We start from the raw sequence: 17,072 nt of genomic DNA on the forward strand, positions 1-17,072 counted from the left end.
TCACTCCCCTATTTTCCTTATATTGAAATTGATTCTAGTACCATTATTAAGTCTTTCTATATTTAATCCTTCACCATAAATATATTTTAACCTTTTATGAACATTAGACATGCCTATCCTGTTTTCTTCCATTTCTCCTTCGTATACCTTTTCTATAGTTTTTTCTGAAATTCCAACTCCATCATCTTCAATTATTATTATAATGTTGTCTTTATCAACTTTTTTTATTTCAATTGTCACTGTTCCATATCCTTTGCCTTCTAAAATACCGTGTTTTATAGAATTCTCAACTATTGGTTGAATTATTAGACTTGGAATTTTAACATCTAGATTATCCTCAATATTGTAAATTATATGAAGTTTCTCCCCGAATCTTGCTTTTTCTATCTCTATATAAGCTATAACCTGCTCTAGTTCTCTATATATATCTACAGGTTTTTCTCCTGCTTCTAAATTATACCTTAAATAAGTGGATAAATTTATAATTAACTCCCTTGCACTACTAGGATTAATTCTGATAAAAGAAATTATAGTGTTTAGCGCATTAAATAAAAAATGAGGATTTATCTGAGCTTGTAATGCCTTTATTTCCGCCTTATTTGCCATATCCTTAAGCTCTCCAAGTTTGCTTATCTCTAGTTGAGTAGAAATAATTTGAGATAATCCTACGGCTAAATTTATATTTCTAAAAGAGATTTCATCCTCTTTGCAATAATATATTTTTAAGGTGCCTATCATTTTGTTTCCTTCCTTTAAAGGAGCAATAATTGCTGATTTTAAATCACAATTGAAATTAGGGCAATCTATCTGATTAGCATTACTTAAAGAAAGTAAGCTTCCATCTTTAATAACTTTTTTTGTAGCTTCTGTTATAATTTTATGCCCTTTTATATGATGATCAGACCCTACACCTACGTGAGCTAAAATATACTCTGTATTTGTTATGGCTACTGCATCTGCACCAATTGACTCCCTTATTATACCGCATATCTCTTCTAGTGAATTTTCATCCATTTCTCTAAAATATGGCAAGGTTTTATTAGCTATTTCTAGTGCTATTTTTGCTTGCTTTGCTGCAATCTCTTCCTTTTCATCATGCATTTTTTGAATTATTAATATTAGGATTGCAATTCCTATGGCATTAGTAAAACTCATAGGGAAATATATACTTTTAACAATGCTTAAGGCACTATTAAAAGGATGTGCCATTATAAGTATTAAAATCATTTCCAAAATTTCCATTAGAAGACCACTAACTAATCCATACAACCACTTATTATTTTCAGTTGATATCTTAAATACTACTCCTGCAGCTATTCCTGAGATTATAGTTGTTATTGTACATGGTATTGATGTAATTCCACCTATGTCTACTAGTAACCTATGCATTCCTGCTATTACACCTGCCATTATCCCTACAAAAGGTCCGCAAAGTATTCCACCTGCCATTACTCCAATAATTCTAGTATTGGCAATAGCTCCATTAACCGATGTTCCTGTATAAGTTCCCAAAATTCCAAATGAACCAAAAATTATTGAAAGCATAATTAAATCTCTTCTTTTAAATTTTTCCTTTTGCACAATAACCTTAAAGCTTCCTATCCTAGAAACGAAAAAAGCGATAAGAATCACATAACCTAAATTATTAGTAAGACTTCTTAAAAGCTCAATCATACTTTTACCTCCACTTCACCTAAAAGTTCACATTCAAATAAATATCAATATAGTCTGCTAGTATAGTCTCATCATTCTAGCTTATTATATTATCTATGCGCTTAAAGAAGGTTTTATAAATATTATATACAATATTCTCTAATATATAAAGATATAAAATATATGTTATAATCAATGTAACATTATATTTAGTTAAAAAAAAAATAAAGGGTGATTTATTATGTTATCTTTAGAAAATTTTAAAACTTATTGCCTAAGTAAAAAAGGTGTTACAACGTATTTTCCCTTTGATGATGAAACACTAGTTTTCAAGGTTGGCTCTAAAATGTTTGCCTTAACAAATATTAATAAACCTATAATGGAAGTTAACTTGAAGTGCGATCCTTATATGTCTCAAGATTTGCGTAGAGACTTTGATGCAATAATTCCAGGGTATCATATGAATAAAAAACATTGGAATACCATAATTTTCGACGGTTCCATTTCTGATGATAAAATCCTGTTTCTAGTGGACTTATCTTTCGAACTTGTTTATAGTGGATTAAAGAAAAGTGAAAAAGAACAACTACAAGGGTGAAACAATTAATAATTGTTTTAAGCCCCAGAGAACGACAGGAGGCATGACGATTTATAATTGTTATGCGCCCTAAAGAACGGCAGGAGGGTTTTTAATGAAAATGATTTTTTTTGATACAGAAACTACTGGTATAAGACCAGGAAACATATGTCAGCTAAGTTATATACTTGTTGATACTAGTTATAAGCCTATAAAAACAATAGGTAAGAATATATTTTTTACGGTAGATTATATAGAACCTTCTGCTGAAGATGTACATGGTTTTAGTGTGGACTCACTTTTTGCATTAAGCGACGGCAAAACTTTTGAAGATTCTTACGAAGATTTCATTGACGATTTTATGGATGCAGATATTCTTATAGGACACAATGTTAATTTTGATATAAAATTTTTAACTCATGAGCTTAAAAATTGTGGACATACTCTAACACCTAACCATATATTTTGTACAATGAAATATTATAAAGATGTATGCAAACTTTATTCAGCTCGTGGCGGCTATAAGAATCCAAAATTATCAGAAGCTATTACGTTCCTTAAATTAAATGAAAAAGAAATAAATTTAAAGAGTAATGAATATTTTGGAGATACTGCAAAATTTCATGATGCTAGATTTGATACTACTGCAACATACTTATTAGTTACAGAAGGAATCAAGAAAGGTTTTATCCCAAAGCATTATTTTACGCAGCTTGCTAAGTAATGTGCTATTACACTTTACGAGTTTTTTATAATATTCTGCTATAACGAAAAGTATATACCGCTAGAAATGCATTCACATCGCTAAGTAATTCTATAATTTATTAAAGCTTGTTCAAATGCATTTTACGCGATATATCCTTTTGTTAGCAGAATATTAGAAAAAAATCAAATTTCAATAATAATTATTCTTTTATAATAATAAGTTGAGTTTCAAAGTTTAAACTAAAAATAAGTTGTAAGTGAACTTATGTATTAGCATAAGTACTTTGGGAATATATTTATGTTGACAGTACTACAGATTTAATATTCCTTTTTCTGTTATATATTCCCCTCTTCCTACTTCAAACCAAGCATAGTAATTTGAATGATGTACTATACCCATTTGATCTGTCTCTACATACCTCACTTTTAGTTTTGCTTCATTAATATACATGTCCACTTCTCCCATCTGCATAATTATTAGGAAAACTCTATTAACTAAATTAAAGTCATATTTACCTACATACAATACTACTCCTTTTGAAATTAGGTATTTTTTCTTGGATTATGCTAACAAAAGAATATATTGCGTAAAATGCGTTAAGTTCAAAATCATTAAAAATCATATATTATTCCGTCACAAAACACCCTTTTAATGACTCTATTATCTACATAAATTTGAATTGTATCACCTTTTCTTAAGTACAATTCTACAGGTAAATTAAGCTCATATGCAAAATTTCCTGATTTTATTTTTAACTTTGTCTTGTGAACATGATTTCTACCCGCTAAATCAGCAAGGTCTGCGCCTAATAGTAATCCTTGACCTGAGGACATACTATCAATTTGTATTCTTGGATACTCAATTATCTTTGCAATCATGGGAATATTATTTTCTAATTTTTCAGTATTAAGATAATCAATCTCTTCATCTATAATAATAGAATTATTTTCAATAACAACATTATTAACATCCACCAAAAAATATGCATTTATTTGTTCATTTTTAATATTTTTAAAATAAGATTTTTCCTCATAACGTAATACTCTAAGATATACCAACTTCAATAATTCATCATAGGTATTATCTTTAAATTTACCAAATTCTTTAATTATAATATTATCTATGCTTTTACTTAATCTTTGCTCATTGATTTTCCCTAGGATACTTTTACACCCCAAATACCCGGCTAATTCAGATTTTATATTATTTATATGAAAATCCTCATCCCCTAATTTAACATCTGTACTAGCAACCATAAATACATTGGTATATTTGGGATATGCAGATTGAATAAATCCTAAATACTTTTTATTTCTATCGTATACATTAAACGGCATATAAAGTCACTTCCTCATAAATTATTTTTAAATTATATAAACATATAAAATACTCCATACTAGTATTATACATCTATTAAAAATTCATAAATATAAATTTTTCAAATTATTATTTTACTTTTTGGATTTGTCTTTTAAAAATATCAATATAGCAATAATAGATATGTATGCAATATTAAACAAAACTATTTTAGGCGCTAAATAACCGATTATAGCTCTTCTCTGCACTTCATTTTTAATTTCCAAGCATAAATAAAGGGCAATTGGAAATATAAACCAATAAAGTTTGCTTTTATCTTTTATTTTTAATACATCACTGAGGATGTACACAAATGCATATTGTTCATTTGCTATGATTTTAAACATTACTATACTCCATAAAAATAAGTACAAAAACCGAAAACTATTTAGAATTGGTATATTTACTCCTTCTGTTACTAGTAAAACTGGCCATAAGGCTATAGATGTAACCTTGTACCCTAAAACATATATACATACAAAAGTAACCCAAATATAAATTGCCATAGTTATAGATAAGGCCTTTAAACTTATCTTTTTCACTTTATTTTTATCTTTTAAATATGGATAAATTAAATATATTGCCTCCATTCCTCCATAGGCTAAGGCAGATTCAGTGCTGCCACTTAAAATATTTTTAACTCCTGATCCGAATATAGGAAATAGGTTTAAATAATTTCCACTTTTTACAGTTGATGATAATGCCACGGCTAAAATAATTATAGTATATAAGGAAATTTTATTGATTCTTCCCAATATTTTTATCCCTTTATCACTTAAATAGATAGCTAATAATATAGTAGGAATAAAAATCTTTATTGGTGTTAAAAAATATGTTGCATATACTCTAAAAATATTACTTAAACTAACAATTGCAGCTACTGTAAATATCCCAAACTCAACCATAAAGAGAACATTACAAATAGTTCCCAGTATCCTCCCTAAATATATATTACTTAAGGCCAATATATCCTGATTAGGATGTTTTTTCGCATAATATATAGCAAGCAAAGCTATATAAAAAGGATATAATCCACCAACTAATACAGATATCCACCCATCCTGCTTTGCATCCTGTACTACTCCATTGGGTAATGCTAGGATGCTTGTTCCAATTATAAATCCTACTATCATTGCTGTAGCTTCGCCCTCTTCTAGCAAGTTCTTTTTTACATTATCCATATTATTTACTCTCCATATACATTTAGTACTGTCCTACTCCGATTTTATCAATTTTCACCTTTACATTTACTTTAATATCTGCATTGCTTACCTCTTCATTCCAATCTACCCCAGTTTCCCTCCCATATTTGGCTGCAGCAACCATTCCTAAATTCAAACAATCTATTTTATAAACATTTTTCATTTTTTCTAAAAAGTTATTGCACATTGACTGTATTTTTTTCTCCATAAGGCCAATAAATTCATCTTCATTTTCTTTTTTCATATCTTTATATAGTGTATTATTTATGATGTCTCCCTTAAAATCCAGCTTAATGTTGAATTCGTATTTTTCTCCTTTCTTATTACATTTAACTATCTTTTTAACAAATGTATCATAATTTATATACTCATCAGGATTATCCTGCAAACTTAATATTCCTCTTACATTTTCTTCTCTAAGCATATTCATGATTTTTGCTTCCTCCATAGATAACACATAAACCATTTTATCTCCTTTAAATATAGCCATACCTGTAAAACTAATGTTTTCATTCTTTGTCTCTAGGTAAGGAAGTACTAAATTTTCTCCTTCTGATGCCAATGCTACATATATATTCAATAGTGTATAGTTTTTAGATGTAAAATTATAATCTATAGAATTTCGGATTATTCCTCCCATATAATCTGAAGAACTAGCATACCCCTCAACCTTAGCCTTCAAAATATCTTCTGCCTTGCCTTTACATACTGAAAAAATGCCTCTATCATTTGCTTTTGCATTGGCAAATTGTATATTTACTATATCTTTAATTCCATAACTTGCTGCTTCTTCACTTATTATAGCTATTTTTTCAGTTCCGATTATTATAGGCTTACTAGCACTTAATTGTCTTTTTTCCCTTGTTTCACCAATAGTGTTTGCCTTTGCATCTATTTTAATACTGCCTTGTTCAGTTATTTCTGCATCTTTAGAAATAACCCTTGCACCCTCATTTGTCTTTTTTTCGAAATCATATATACTAAATGGAATACTGTACTGCACATTACCATTTAGCTCTTTAACAATATCATATCCATAGCCTGAGGCTATATTTAACTGCTCCATAGGAGCTACATTCAATTTTTCTGCATAAATAGGAACTATAAGTACCAATAAAAACATAATTATCACTATATTTTTTTTCACAGTGTATCACCTTCTATTTCTTCATACTTATCCTATATCTAATACTCTCCTCTTCCTACTTTATCAACATCAACCTTTACATTTACTATAATATCTGAATCACTAACAACCTCATCCCAATCTACTCCAGTGTCCCTTCCATATTTAGCCACGGCCACCCATCCTAATTGTAAGCAATCTACTTTATATTCATTCCTCATCCTATCTAAAAAATTGCCACACAAATCTTTAACTTTTTTTGACAGGTCTTCTTCAAACCTTTTGATTACCTCTGTATCTCCAGCAATATTTTTATATAGAACATTATTTATAATTTCTCCTTCTAAATTTAAGTCAATGATAAAAGTATATTTATCTCCTGTTTTTGTACATGTAATTTTTCTTTTCGACTTCGCCTCGAAGTTTACATATTTTCCTGTTCCATCTTGTATAGTTAACATGCCCTTTACCTTATTTTCTCTTAGCATATTCATTATTCTTGTATCATTTATATTTAAAAGAGCAGCAAGCTTATCCTTTTTAAAAACTCCCATCCCTGTTATTTTAAATCCCTCTTCCATTATTTCAATATATGGACTAACCACATTTTTCCCTTCAGCATCAATTGATAATATAGCATTTTTAAATAGATAATTTTCCTTAAAAAAATTATAGCCTGCTGAATTTTTAATCATGTCGCTTATATACTCTGCGGAATTATCATAGCCTTGAACAGTATATTTAAAATATTCTTCATTTCTACCTTTACATATCACTAAAAATGAATTGTCATTAACCACAGGATTTTTAAAATTAATATCTACTAAAGTTCTTATTCCATATTTAGCATATTCTTCCTCTATTATATAGACTTTTGAAAGCCCTAGAAAAAATTTTTTTCCAATCTTTTTTTGTCTATTTTCTCTTGTTTCTCCAATAGTACGTCCTACTCCAGTACCTAATATACTTTCAATAGTCTCATCCTGTCTATATTGATTAGCAGTAGTAGAAACCCTATATAATACATTTCCTTCACCATCTTTATCTATCCCCATTCCCACTCCTACAGAAATTCCTAAATCCTCCACACTAAGTGAATTCATTTTTCCACCTGTAAAAAACACAATAAAGAAATTACTGCATAAAAAAGCAATAAATAATATATTCATATATTTTTTATTTTTTTTCTCCATTTATAGCTTCAACCCCCTTTTTTTATCCATATTAAAATTGTGATAAGAGTTATATAGATTAAATTATATATAGTGCTAATTGGAGATGTATATTTTGTAATTTCATCCAAGGCTAACTTATCTCCATAAAAGGTCATTGAAGTTATAATAACAGAAACTGCAATAGCTATGTAAATTACTTTTTTACTTTTTATTTTTTTTATATCCTCTAAAATAAATACACACACATAGTTAAAAATAGCTACAGATTTAACGGCTAAAATTAGCCAAAAAGCTACAAAAACATATCTGAAATTATTTAGTATTTCAACTTTAACACCTACAGTTACCGTAAAAAAGCTCCATATTGTCTTAGGGATAATATCTTTGCCCATATAATAAATGGTTATAAAAGCTACCCATGTATATATAATAGTGGTAATTCCTACTGCCTTTAAAGTTGCCGACTTTATCTTACTACTATCATTTATAAATGGATAAATTAAAAATACAAGTTCCATTAATGAATAATCATAAACACAATTTAAGCTTCCTTTTAAAATATTTCCTATACCTGCTCCAAATATAGGACTTATATTTAAATAACTACCTTGTTTTAAAATAGCAATACTGGGTATAATAATACCTAGCAACATCCAAAAAGTTATAACCCCTATTCTTCCCAGCACTTTAATTCCTTTACTAGCCGCATATGCTCCTATAAAAAATAAAACCACATAAATTTTTATTGGAGTTAATTCGGGAATTGCATCTGTTCTTGTAATTATCCCAATTGTTGAGATCAATGCTGGAAAATAACTTAAAAAGCTTAATAAAAAGAGAAAATTTAATATGGTTCCAAAGGTCTTACCTAAGTATTTTTTGCTGAGAACTAAAATATTTTCCTTAGGAAATTTTCTGCTAACATATATAGCTAAAAGGGCTACATATAATGGATATATAGCTCCAATGATTACAGAAATCCACCCATCCTGTTTTGCAATCTCCACTACATCATTAGGTAATCCAGCTACTGTTACATCAAGTATAATTCCTATTAATAAAAATGTAACTTCATTTGGAGTTAGTAGCTTCTTCTTTTCTATCTGCATAACTAATAATCTCCTCCACCTTGTAATTCCACCTTAACCACTACATTAACCTTAATATCTGCATTGGAAACCACTTCATTCCAATCAATTCCCTTTTGCCTTCCAAACTTACCGGCAGCTTCTCTACCTAGTGTAATACAATCTACCTTATAATCATTTTGCATTATTTTTAAAAAATCATTACATTGTTTTTCCATACTTTTTGCCATATCCTTCTCAAATTCTTTTTTTATATTTATATCCTTTATCATATTCATGTACATCTCGTTATTAGAAACCACACCTGTGAAGGATAACTCTATAATGAAACTGTATTTATCTCCTTGCTTATAACATTTAACTTTTCTTTTACCAGTTTTTGAATCAAAATCGATGTATTCTTTAGGACTTTTTTGCAGTGAAATTATCCCTTTTACTTCATCATTTTTAAGCATATTAAGAACTTTACCATTTTTTATATCTGCAAGGTCTACCATTCTATCCTCGTCAAAAATAGCCACGCCAATTATTTCTATTCCTGCTTCTGTTATATTTATATAAGGAAGCACAAGATCTCTACCCTCAGCTCCAATTCTCACATATGCATCTATTAGCTTGTAATTATTAGAAAAAAAACTATAATCACCATAACTTTCTACGAGCCCACCTATATACTCGGAAGAATTGATATACCCCTCTTTCTTATACTTTAAGTAGTCCTCTGCTTTTCCTTTACATATAACCATATAAGCCATGTCATTTGCTTCTGGATTCCTAAATCTATCCTCTATCAAAGTTTTCAAACCATGTCTTGCATAATCCTCACTAATCACAATTATTTTTTCATGGCCTTGGACAAACTTTTTATCCATCTTTTCTTGCCTTTTCTGAATTATTTCACCTGGATTTTGTCCGCTTTCTTTGAATACCAAATTCACTTGACTACCACTTGGTTTATAAACATTTGTACTAATCGGTATGGTATATTCAAAACTATTTTGGCCTTTTATCTCTATATCATAGCCAATGCCACTAATAATTCCTACCTCTTCAATAGGAGATTTGTCCTGGCCAAGCATAATAAATACATAACTAATGATGCCAATGATTATTATAAAGTATTTTTTCTTGTTCAAGCCTTGGCTCCTCCCTTGAAAAATATAAGTAGTGCAATAGACGTCATATATAATAAGTTATATATCACATAGTATGGTAAAATATGTTCACTGATGCTTTGTCTACTTATTTCATTTCCAAACTTTATGGCTAAATATACAAGAAGTGGATACATTAAAAAATAAATTTTTTTCATCTCTATCTTTCCTGCAAAATCTTTCAAAATATGTATACTCGCATACCCGTTAATACTGATACTCTTGAATGCAATTAAACTCCAAAAGGTCATAAAAATGTATTTATAATTATTTATTACTGTTACTGTCACACTCCCCATCACCAATAGAAGTGACCAATAATTTTTTACTACAATATCCGGTCCTAAATAATAAGTTGTTATAAAAACACACCATACATAGATAACTATAACTATAGCTACACTTATAAGTGAAGAGGCCAATATCTTGTTTTTCTCTTTGAGAAAAGGATAAATCAGTAAAATTATTTCTGCTCCTGCATAACTAAAAGCTGATTTTATAGTTCCATTTATAATTGAACTAATGCCAGAACCAAATACAGGTTCAATATTTACCATATTAGCATCTCGAAGTGCTACTATAGTTGTCATGATGAGAAATATTGTATAATAAAAAGAGATTTCACTAATTCTTCCTACTACCTTTAAACCTCTAGATACCGTATAAATAACACTAATAAATAAAATAGCTAGGATCTTAAAAGGAGTTAAAAATCCCACTATGTAATTTCGCATTAAGTTAGTATAATAACTAGCTATCATTGATGCAATAAAAATAAAATAAGTGGCAAAAATTAAATTAAATACACTTCCAAGAATTTTACCAAAATACTTTTTGCTTAGGATTAATATGCTATCATTAGGATAATTTTTACTTATATACGATGCAATGATTACAACATACAAAGGATATATTCCTCCTATCAAAGTAGAAATCCATCCATCTTGATGAGCCTCTTTTACCACACCATTTGGAAGTGATAAGATACCAACTCCAACAATACTTCCAAATATAATAAGAGCAAACTGACTTACGGTTAAGAAAGTTTGTTTTTTACTCGCGCTTCCTTGCATTTTATTCACTACCTTTTTTTCTTAAACTTATTTCTGAAATCCGTCTGCCTTATTGGGTCTCCCTGTGGAATTCCCTCTGGCCGCTTGTTCATCTTCCACAAAGGTGCTCTAATAAAAGTATCCTTTAAATCGCTCTTATTAAACTCGAAGTATGGTACCCCTAAACTATCTAAAGAGGAAAGATGAACTAAAATTAAAAACCATCCTACTGCTATCCCAAATATTCCCATAACATTTGCTAATATCAGCATAGGAAACCTTAACATTCTAATAGAAAGAGACATATCATAATTAGGAATTAGAAAGGTTGTTATTACTGTAATTCCTACTATAAGCAAGGTAGTAGGACTCACCATTTTAGATCTTATTGCCGTATCACCTATAATAATACCGCCCACTAAACTTAATGTTTGAGCTATTTTAGTAGGAAGTCTTAACCCACCCTCTCTTAAAAACTCCACAACTATTTCCATAGCCATAATCTCTAAAAATGGAGTTAATGCAATTCCAACTCTTGATTGAACAATGGGTGTTACAAATTTTATGGGTATAAGCTCTACATTAAACTTTATTAGTGTTAAATAAATAGATGGTAGGGTAACAACAATAATTGCTGCCAAAATTCTAAGAATTCTTGCAAAAGATGCTATCACAGTTCTTTCAGTATAATCCTCCGTGGCTTGAAAAAATTGCATAAATGTTGCTGGATATAAAAGCACCATAGGTGTTCCCTCTACAAGAACAATTATTCTCCCCTCTAACATATTTCCAATAGCTCTATCTGGCCTTTCTGTACTACAGGCTTGTGGAAAAACCGTATAAGTATAATCTTCAATGAATTGCTCCAGTTTTCCCGATGAAAGTACAGCATCTACATCAATGGCTTCGATTCTCTTTTTTAATTCTCCCAATACCTGTTTATCTACTATATCGTCTATATAAACCATTGCCACGTCACTCTGAAGTCTTCTTCCTACCTTAAGAACCTCAATGGTGAGGTTCTTATCCTTGACTTTTCTTCGAATAAGACTAATATTCACTTCTAAATTTTCTACAAAACCATCTCTTGGCCCTTTTGCTGCAGTTTCATTCATAGGCTCCATAATAGCCCTCTGCTGTCCCCCTGTAGTGTCAGCTATTATTACTTCTATAGCACCATTTATTACAACTGCAGTCTTTCCTCTTTTAAGATGATCCACCACTACATTTATATCTAATTCTACCAATGTGTTGCTCATAGAAATATATCTTTTACAAAGATATTCTCCAATCTTTTCTTTTCCATTTAAATTTTCGCTTATATGTAACATCAAAGGATTTAATATATCTCTATCAATAGTATCCTTGTTTGTAATCCCATTGACGTAGATAATAACAGCTTCCAACGGTTCATCCATACCAATATAAAAATGTTTTACTACCATAGGACTTTGTTTGCCAAGCTCTTCTCTAATTAAATCTATATTTACATTTAGATTTCCATTTTCCATTGCAATTACCATCCCCTTTTATCATTCATAGTATATTAAATTATAAATTACTATTTCATATTTATTTTTATATTACATAGTTTCTCTAATTACATCTAAAATATCCACTTTTATTTCTCCTAAAATATTTTTAGTAATTTTTGAACATAAATATTTTTATGAAGTAATATTAAATAGTCTAAAAAAATTTCAGAATATAATAATGCATAATTTTTTTTTACTAACCCTATGTATAGGTGACGATATGATTAATATTAGCTTAAATGAACAAATTAATTTTATTACTAATGAAATCGGCAAAAAAAAACCTGTAATTATTAAAAAAATTTATTTAGGAAAAACACAACCATTGAATGCAGCTATACTTTATATAAATGGCTTAAGCAATAAAGATATTATAACTAGAGACATATTAACTCCTTTAATGCTCCATGTTAACGAAATTTTAGTCCCTAAAGAAGATATGCCTGATTATTTATCTAAAAAGTATATAGTTATGTGTAATACTTTAATAGAAACTGATATTAATAATGTAATTGAATCTTTAAAGGACGGTAAATCTGCAATATTAATTGAAAATATCAATAGTTTTATAGTAATTGATACTACCGCTGGAAACTATCGTAGCATAACCGATCCTCCAATTAAATCCCCCATTAGAGGGCCACGAGAAGGTTTTATTGAAAGCCTTGAAACTAATGTTAGTATGCTAAGGCGAAATATTAAAGACCCTAATCTATCAATAGAAAATTTTAAAGTTGGAAGCCCTTCTCAAACTGACTTAGCTCTTATATATATTGATGATATAGTAGACAAAGATGTTTTAAATGAAGTCCGCACAAGAATAATGGCAATGATGTAGATTCAGTAATCTATACTGGAAAAGTCTAACAATATATTGAAGATCCCATGGTCAATAATTTTAGAATAATATCAATTTACTATTTTAGTGCATCTTTTATATTAAATGACCTCACAAAAATATCCATTAAAAAATCAACACTATTACTGTCACCAATAATATTTTTTTTGTGTGCAAATGCAACTGTAGTACAAATTGTATTTAAAGAAAATCATATATTTGTTTTTTCAAAAATCTTAGTTGTTTTCAATATTGTTTTTTATAAATACTATCAGTATTAGTATTACATTAGCTCTTGGAGTAGTGCTTTAAGTAGGCTATTTCTATAGGTATCCCACATATACGATATTAAAAAACCTGATTTATTCTTATTATCATATTTAGTAATCACATAAAAAACCTTTTTATTCCCTAATTGCTTTACATACCTTTTAGGTAAATCACTTTGTGATTTACCCTGTTTAATTATTTGTTTAAAGAAGGCCAAATTAAGCTCTGATGAATTTATGGCTTTAGTTATTTTTAAATTTGACGATTCATTAATACCATCTTTTGGCACTTGGATATGAGTTACAAATCGTATATCAACCTTAGTATCATTACTTTCATCATTAACATATTCTAGTTCCAAGTTTTTAAATAACCTTATATTAATAATATTATATTGTGAACTTTCAATAGTACTATAAACCTCATTTGTAAAGAATTCTCTTAGAATTATTGGGAATAATAAAGCAAGTATGGTACATAATCCGATTATTATTCCTCCAAATAAAATACCAATTTGAAAAAATAAAGATTTGTTTTTCACAAAACCGCCTTTAATATTCATTATCTTGCTAACCTATAACCACAACCATATAATGTCTCAATTTTAAGGTCGGGCATCTTTTTTCGTAGTCTCCTAAGCAAATCATCAACAACCCTATCATTTCCAAAATAATCATTACCAAACGCTTTCTAAAATTTGTTCCCTAGAGAAGGCTTGACTCTTTTGATTCATAAAGAAAATAAGCAAATCAAATTCCTTAGAGGTAAGGTCTATTACTTTTCCATCTTTACTTACTTCTCTAGTATTCTCATTTATTAAATAAGAACCTAGCATAATACTCTTTTCTTTAAGCCCCGTATTAATATTTTTATAAACTCTGTCTAGTAGCTTTTTAGTCCTTATTATAAGCTCTCTAGGCAAAAATGGTTTTGATAAATAATCGTCACTTCCTAGCTCAAGTCCTATAATCCTATCTAAATCTGCATCTCTGGCTGAAATAAATATAACTGGTGTTTCCTCATTATTATTTTTGATTTCTTTAATTAATTGATAGCCATCTATATCTGGAAGCATAATGTCTAAAATCCATAAATGTGGTGTATTATTTATTTGCTCTTGTGCAGCCTTTCCATTTAAAAATGAAGTAACCTCCCACCCCTCCTTTTGTAAATACGAGGTAAGTATACTATTTAAGTTTTCCTAATCTTCAACTAAATAAATAGTGTAATTCATAATTTTCCTTCTGTAAATAATTTCAACATTCAATTATATTATAATAGATGAATGTCGAATAATTATCTAAGTATTGTGTGAGATTATGTGAAAATAAAAAAAGCCCTATAAGATTGAATCCTTATAGGGTGTAAATTACTTATCTAAACTATCTTTTAAAAGATGGTTTGTTATTTTGTTGTTTTCTTGCTCTTCTGCAATCAACACATCTTTGTGGTTCATTTTCGAATCCTTTTTCTTTGTAGAAAGCTTGTTCACCCTCAGTGAACACGAATTCTTTACCACAGTCTTTACAAATTAGGTTTTTGTCAGCCATTTTAAATTCCCCCTTATATTTGGAAATTAAAATCTAAATTTGATTAACAATAATTTCCTAAGAAAAGAGGATATGTTGTTCATCAGATTAGATTCTTATACATAGTAATTATTCATTACTATTATATACTTATTTTAACATATTATGAATGTTTGTACAATATTTTTTTTAATTTTTTAGTCCTAAACTAATATATTTTATTGATAAATAGCTTTCTAAATACATGCTATAATTTTATGAATATATATCTGAAAACTCAATACTTATCCTTTCTACATTGCTCTGAGCATATGAAGCGATTTCATCTTGTACACAAGGTTCTTCAGCTCCTAACAATGTTGGCAGTTCAATAATAAATTCGCTTCCAAGTCCCAACCTACTTTCCAACTTGATTGTCCCATTGTGCAGTTCTATAATAGCTTTTACAAGTGAAAGTCCAATTCCACTGCCCTCTGCTCTTCTACTTAAGGTAGAATCCACTTGCATAAACCTATCAAATATTTTTTCCTTCATATCACTTGGTACCCCTATACCTGTATCTTTTACAGAAACCAGTATGCTTTCCCCTTTATCGTAAATATTCACTGTTATGCTCCCCCCACTTTCTGTAAATTTTATAGCATTAGAAAGTAGGTTTAACATAACCCTTTCAAGCTTTTCTGCATCACAGGATGCTATCTTTTCTTCTACCTCTGTATCAAATATAAGTCCGATTCCCTTGCTTTCTGAGTATTCGGCTATAGAAAGAGTAATATTTTCTACCACACTCACGATATTATAATTTTTAAATTTCATATGCATAAATCCTGAATCAATTTTATTAATATCAATTAAATTATTAATTAACTTTACTAGTCTAAAACAATTTTGCTTAGAAATGTTCATATACTTTTTAAGCTTTTCATAATTAACACAGCACTTTTCCTCACAAAAAATTTTATCTATTATTTGAACGACACCTAATATTATATTTAGAGGAGTTTTCAATTCATGTGATATAGTGCTGAAAAATTGATCCTTTATATTTTCACATTCTTTTGCTTCCTCTAATAAGGTTTCTTTTATCTTAACTTCCTCTTGCAATTTTTTTATTTGTATTTTTTCGGTAATATCTCTAAAGTTCCAAACCATACCACTTGGTTTGTTTTCTATTAGTAGTGGTTGAACTAATACTGCAAATACTCTTCCATCTTTAAAATTAATAAAATCTATTTTACTTTCTACAAGTTTACTCTTTTCTTTTATATTTTCAGCAAGTTCAACGAGATTTATCAATTGATTTTTAGCGTATTCAATCATCTCTATATTATTATTTCTATCTAATATTTCTTGGGACATCCCCCACATATTTTGAAATTTATTATTGTGATGAATCTTTCTTCCCTTTTTATCCACAACTAAAATTCCATCACCAGTAGAATCTAATATAGCTTGAAGTATTCTCTTTTCTTTTACACTCTGTTTCTTTGCTGACCTAAGTTTTAAAATGTTTTTAACCATAATAAAATTTGAAAGTATTAGAAAACTGAGTATTACAGTAATATGCAAGTATAATGATTTTTTTGACATCTTTATAAATGAAGATGGACTGCTTCCAATAATGCTACATTGTGTCAAATTAGAAACTTTTATATACTGTGAGTTTTGAATAAGTATATTGTTTTTTTTAGTTTCTTCAGCAAATGACACCTTAACATTTAAACAAAATATATTAATTATAATTAATATTACAATTATAGATTTCTTAACAAAATAAGTGCTCATATCTATTTTATCCCCCTCTTAGTACA

15 protein-coding genes and 2 pseudogenes are annotated in these 17,072 nt (G+C 29.0%); 3 read left to right on the forward strand and 14 right to left on the reverse strand.

Going from position 1 to position 17,072, the window contains the following annotated elements; translation table 11 throughout:
* Entirely contained in the window at nt 1-1,674 is a 1,674-nt protein-coding gene (locus KPL51_RS00370) for a sensor histidine kinase (RefSeq protein ID WP_216155665.1), read from the reverse strand.
* A 220-nt stretch (nt 1,675-1,894) separates the two neighbouring features.
* On the opposite strand from KPL51_RS00370, the gene KPL51_RS00375 reads away from it, so the two are divergent.
* A complete protein-coding gene (locus tag KPL51_RS00375) occupies nt 1,895-2,251 on the forward strand; it encodes an MmcQ/YjbR family DNA-binding protein (RefSeq protein WP_216155668.1) in 357 nt (118 codons plus the stop codon).
* A gap of 94 nt (nt 2,252-2,345) precedes the next feature.
* Complete coding sequence (locus KPL51_RS00380) at nt 2,346-2,954, forward strand: 3'-5' exonuclease (protein ID WP_216155672.1); 609 nt, start codon at nt 2,346-2,348, stop codon at nt 2,952-2,954.
* 303 nt (nt 2,955-3,257) lie between these two features.
* Here KPL51_RS00380 and KPL51_RS00385 read toward each other — a convergent pair.
* From KPL51_RS00385 to KPL51_RS00425, 9 genes and pseudogenes are all read right to left on the reverse strand, one after another.
* Nucleotides 3,258-3,386 (reverse strand): annotated as a pseudogene (locus tag KPL51_RS00385) (acyl-CoA thioesterase); the annotation flags it as partial.
* Nucleotides 3,387-3,547: 161 nt separating this feature from the next.
* Nucleotides 3,548-4,273, reverse strand: coding sequence for a hypothetical protein (locus KPL51_RS00390; RefSeq protein WP_216155675.1), 726 nt, complete (start codon nt 4,271-4,273; stop codon nt 3,548-3,550).
* A 114-nt stretch (nt 4,274-4,387) separates the two neighbouring features.
* On the reverse strand, nt 4,388-5,473 hold the full coding sequence (locus KPL51_RS00395) for a GerAB/ArcD/ProY family transporter (protein ID WP_216155678.1): 1,086 nt from the start codon (nt 5,471-5,473) through the stop codon (nt 4,388-4,390).
* 22 nt (nt 5,474-5,495) lie between these two features.
* Entirely contained in the window at nt 5,496-6,641 is a 1,146-nt protein-coding gene (locus tag KPL51_RS00400; protein WP_216155681.1) for a Ger(x)C family spore germination protein, read from the reverse strand.
* Between the two features lie 38 nt (nt 6,642-6,679).
* Nucleotides 6,680-7,813 (reverse strand): Ger(x)C family spore germination protein, encoded by a 1,134-nt coding sequence (locus KPL51_RS00405; protein ID WP_216155684.1) that lies wholly within the window; start codon nt 7,811-7,813, stop codon nt 6,680-6,682.
* Between the two features lie 8 nt (nt 7,814-7,821).
* A complete protein-coding gene (locus KPL51_RS00410; RefSeq protein WP_216155687.1) occupies nt 7,822-8,904 on the reverse strand; it encodes a GerAB/ArcD/ProY family transporter in 1,083 nt (360 codons plus the stop codon).
* Between the two features lie 2 nt (nt 8,905-8,906).
* Nucleotides 8,907-10,019, reverse strand: a complete 1,113-nt coding sequence (locus KPL51_RS00415) for a Ger(x)C family spore germination protein (protein WP_216155690.1) — start codon at nt 10,017-10,019, stop codon at nt 8,907-8,909.
* Nucleotides 10,016-11,110 carry a GerAB/ArcD/ProY family transporter gene (locus KPL51_RS00420; protein ID WP_216155693.1) on the reverse strand — a complete coding sequence of 365 codons (1,095 nt, stop codon included), beginning with the start codon at nt 11,108-11,110 and terminating at the stop codon, nt 10,016-10,018. The genes KPL51_RS00415 and KPL51_RS00420 overlap by 4 nt, the downstream gene beginning before the upstream one ends.
* A gap of 8 nt (nt 11,111-11,118) precedes the next feature.
* Nucleotides 11,119-12,600, reverse strand: a complete 1,482-nt coding sequence (locus tag KPL51_RS00425; RefSeq protein ID WP_216155696.1) for a spore germination protein — start codon at nt 12,598-12,600, stop codon at nt 11,119-11,121.
* A 244-nt stretch (nt 12,601-12,844) separates the two neighbouring features.
* Here KPL51_RS00425 and KPL51_RS00430 point away from each other — a divergent pair, with 244 nt between their 5' ends.
* Entirely contained in the window at nt 12,845-13,462 is a 618-nt protein-coding gene (locus KPL51_RS00430; RefSeq protein WP_216155699.1) for a spore germination protein, read from the forward strand.
* A 283-nt stretch (nt 13,463-13,745) separates the two neighbouring features.
* Here KPL51_RS00430 and KPL51_RS00435 read toward each other — a convergent pair whose 3' ends face one another.
* The 4 genes and pseudogenes from KPL51_RS00435 to KPL51_RS00450 all read right to left on the reverse strand — a co-directional run bounded on the left by KPL51_RS00435 (nt 13,746) and on the right by KPL51_RS00450 (nt 17,046).
* A complete protein-coding gene (locus KPL51_RS00435) occupies nt 13,746-14,273 on the reverse strand; it encodes a hypothetical protein (RefSeq protein WP_216155703.1) in 528 nt (175 codons plus the stop codon).
* Nucleotides 14,274-14,293: 20 nt separating this feature from the next.
* Nucleotides 14,294-14,918 (reverse strand): annotated as a pseudogene (locus KPL51_RS00440) (response regulator transcription factor).
* A 196-nt stretch (nt 14,919-15,114) separates the two neighbouring features.
* The gene (locus tag KPL51_RS00445; RefSeq protein WP_216155707.1) at nt 15,115-15,282 is read right to left on the reverse strand and encodes a zinc-ribbon domain-containing protein; all 168 of its coding nucleotides are present in this window, start codon (nt 15,280-15,282) and stop codon (nt 15,115-15,117) included.
* A 234-nt stretch (nt 15,283-15,516) separates the two neighbouring features.
* On the reverse strand, nt 15,517-17,046 hold the full coding sequence (locus KPL51_RS00450; RefSeq protein ID WP_216155710.1) for a sensor histidine kinase: 1,530 nt from the start codon (nt 17,044-17,046) through the stop codon (nt 15,517-15,519).
* Nucleotides 17,047-17,072 lie beyond the last annotated feature (26 nt).

This window comes from Clostridium bowmanii, from assembly GCF_018861315.1.
Classification (GTDB): Bacteria; Bacillota; Clostridia; order Clostridiales; family Clostridiaceae; genus Clostridium_AD; species Clostridium_AD bowmanii.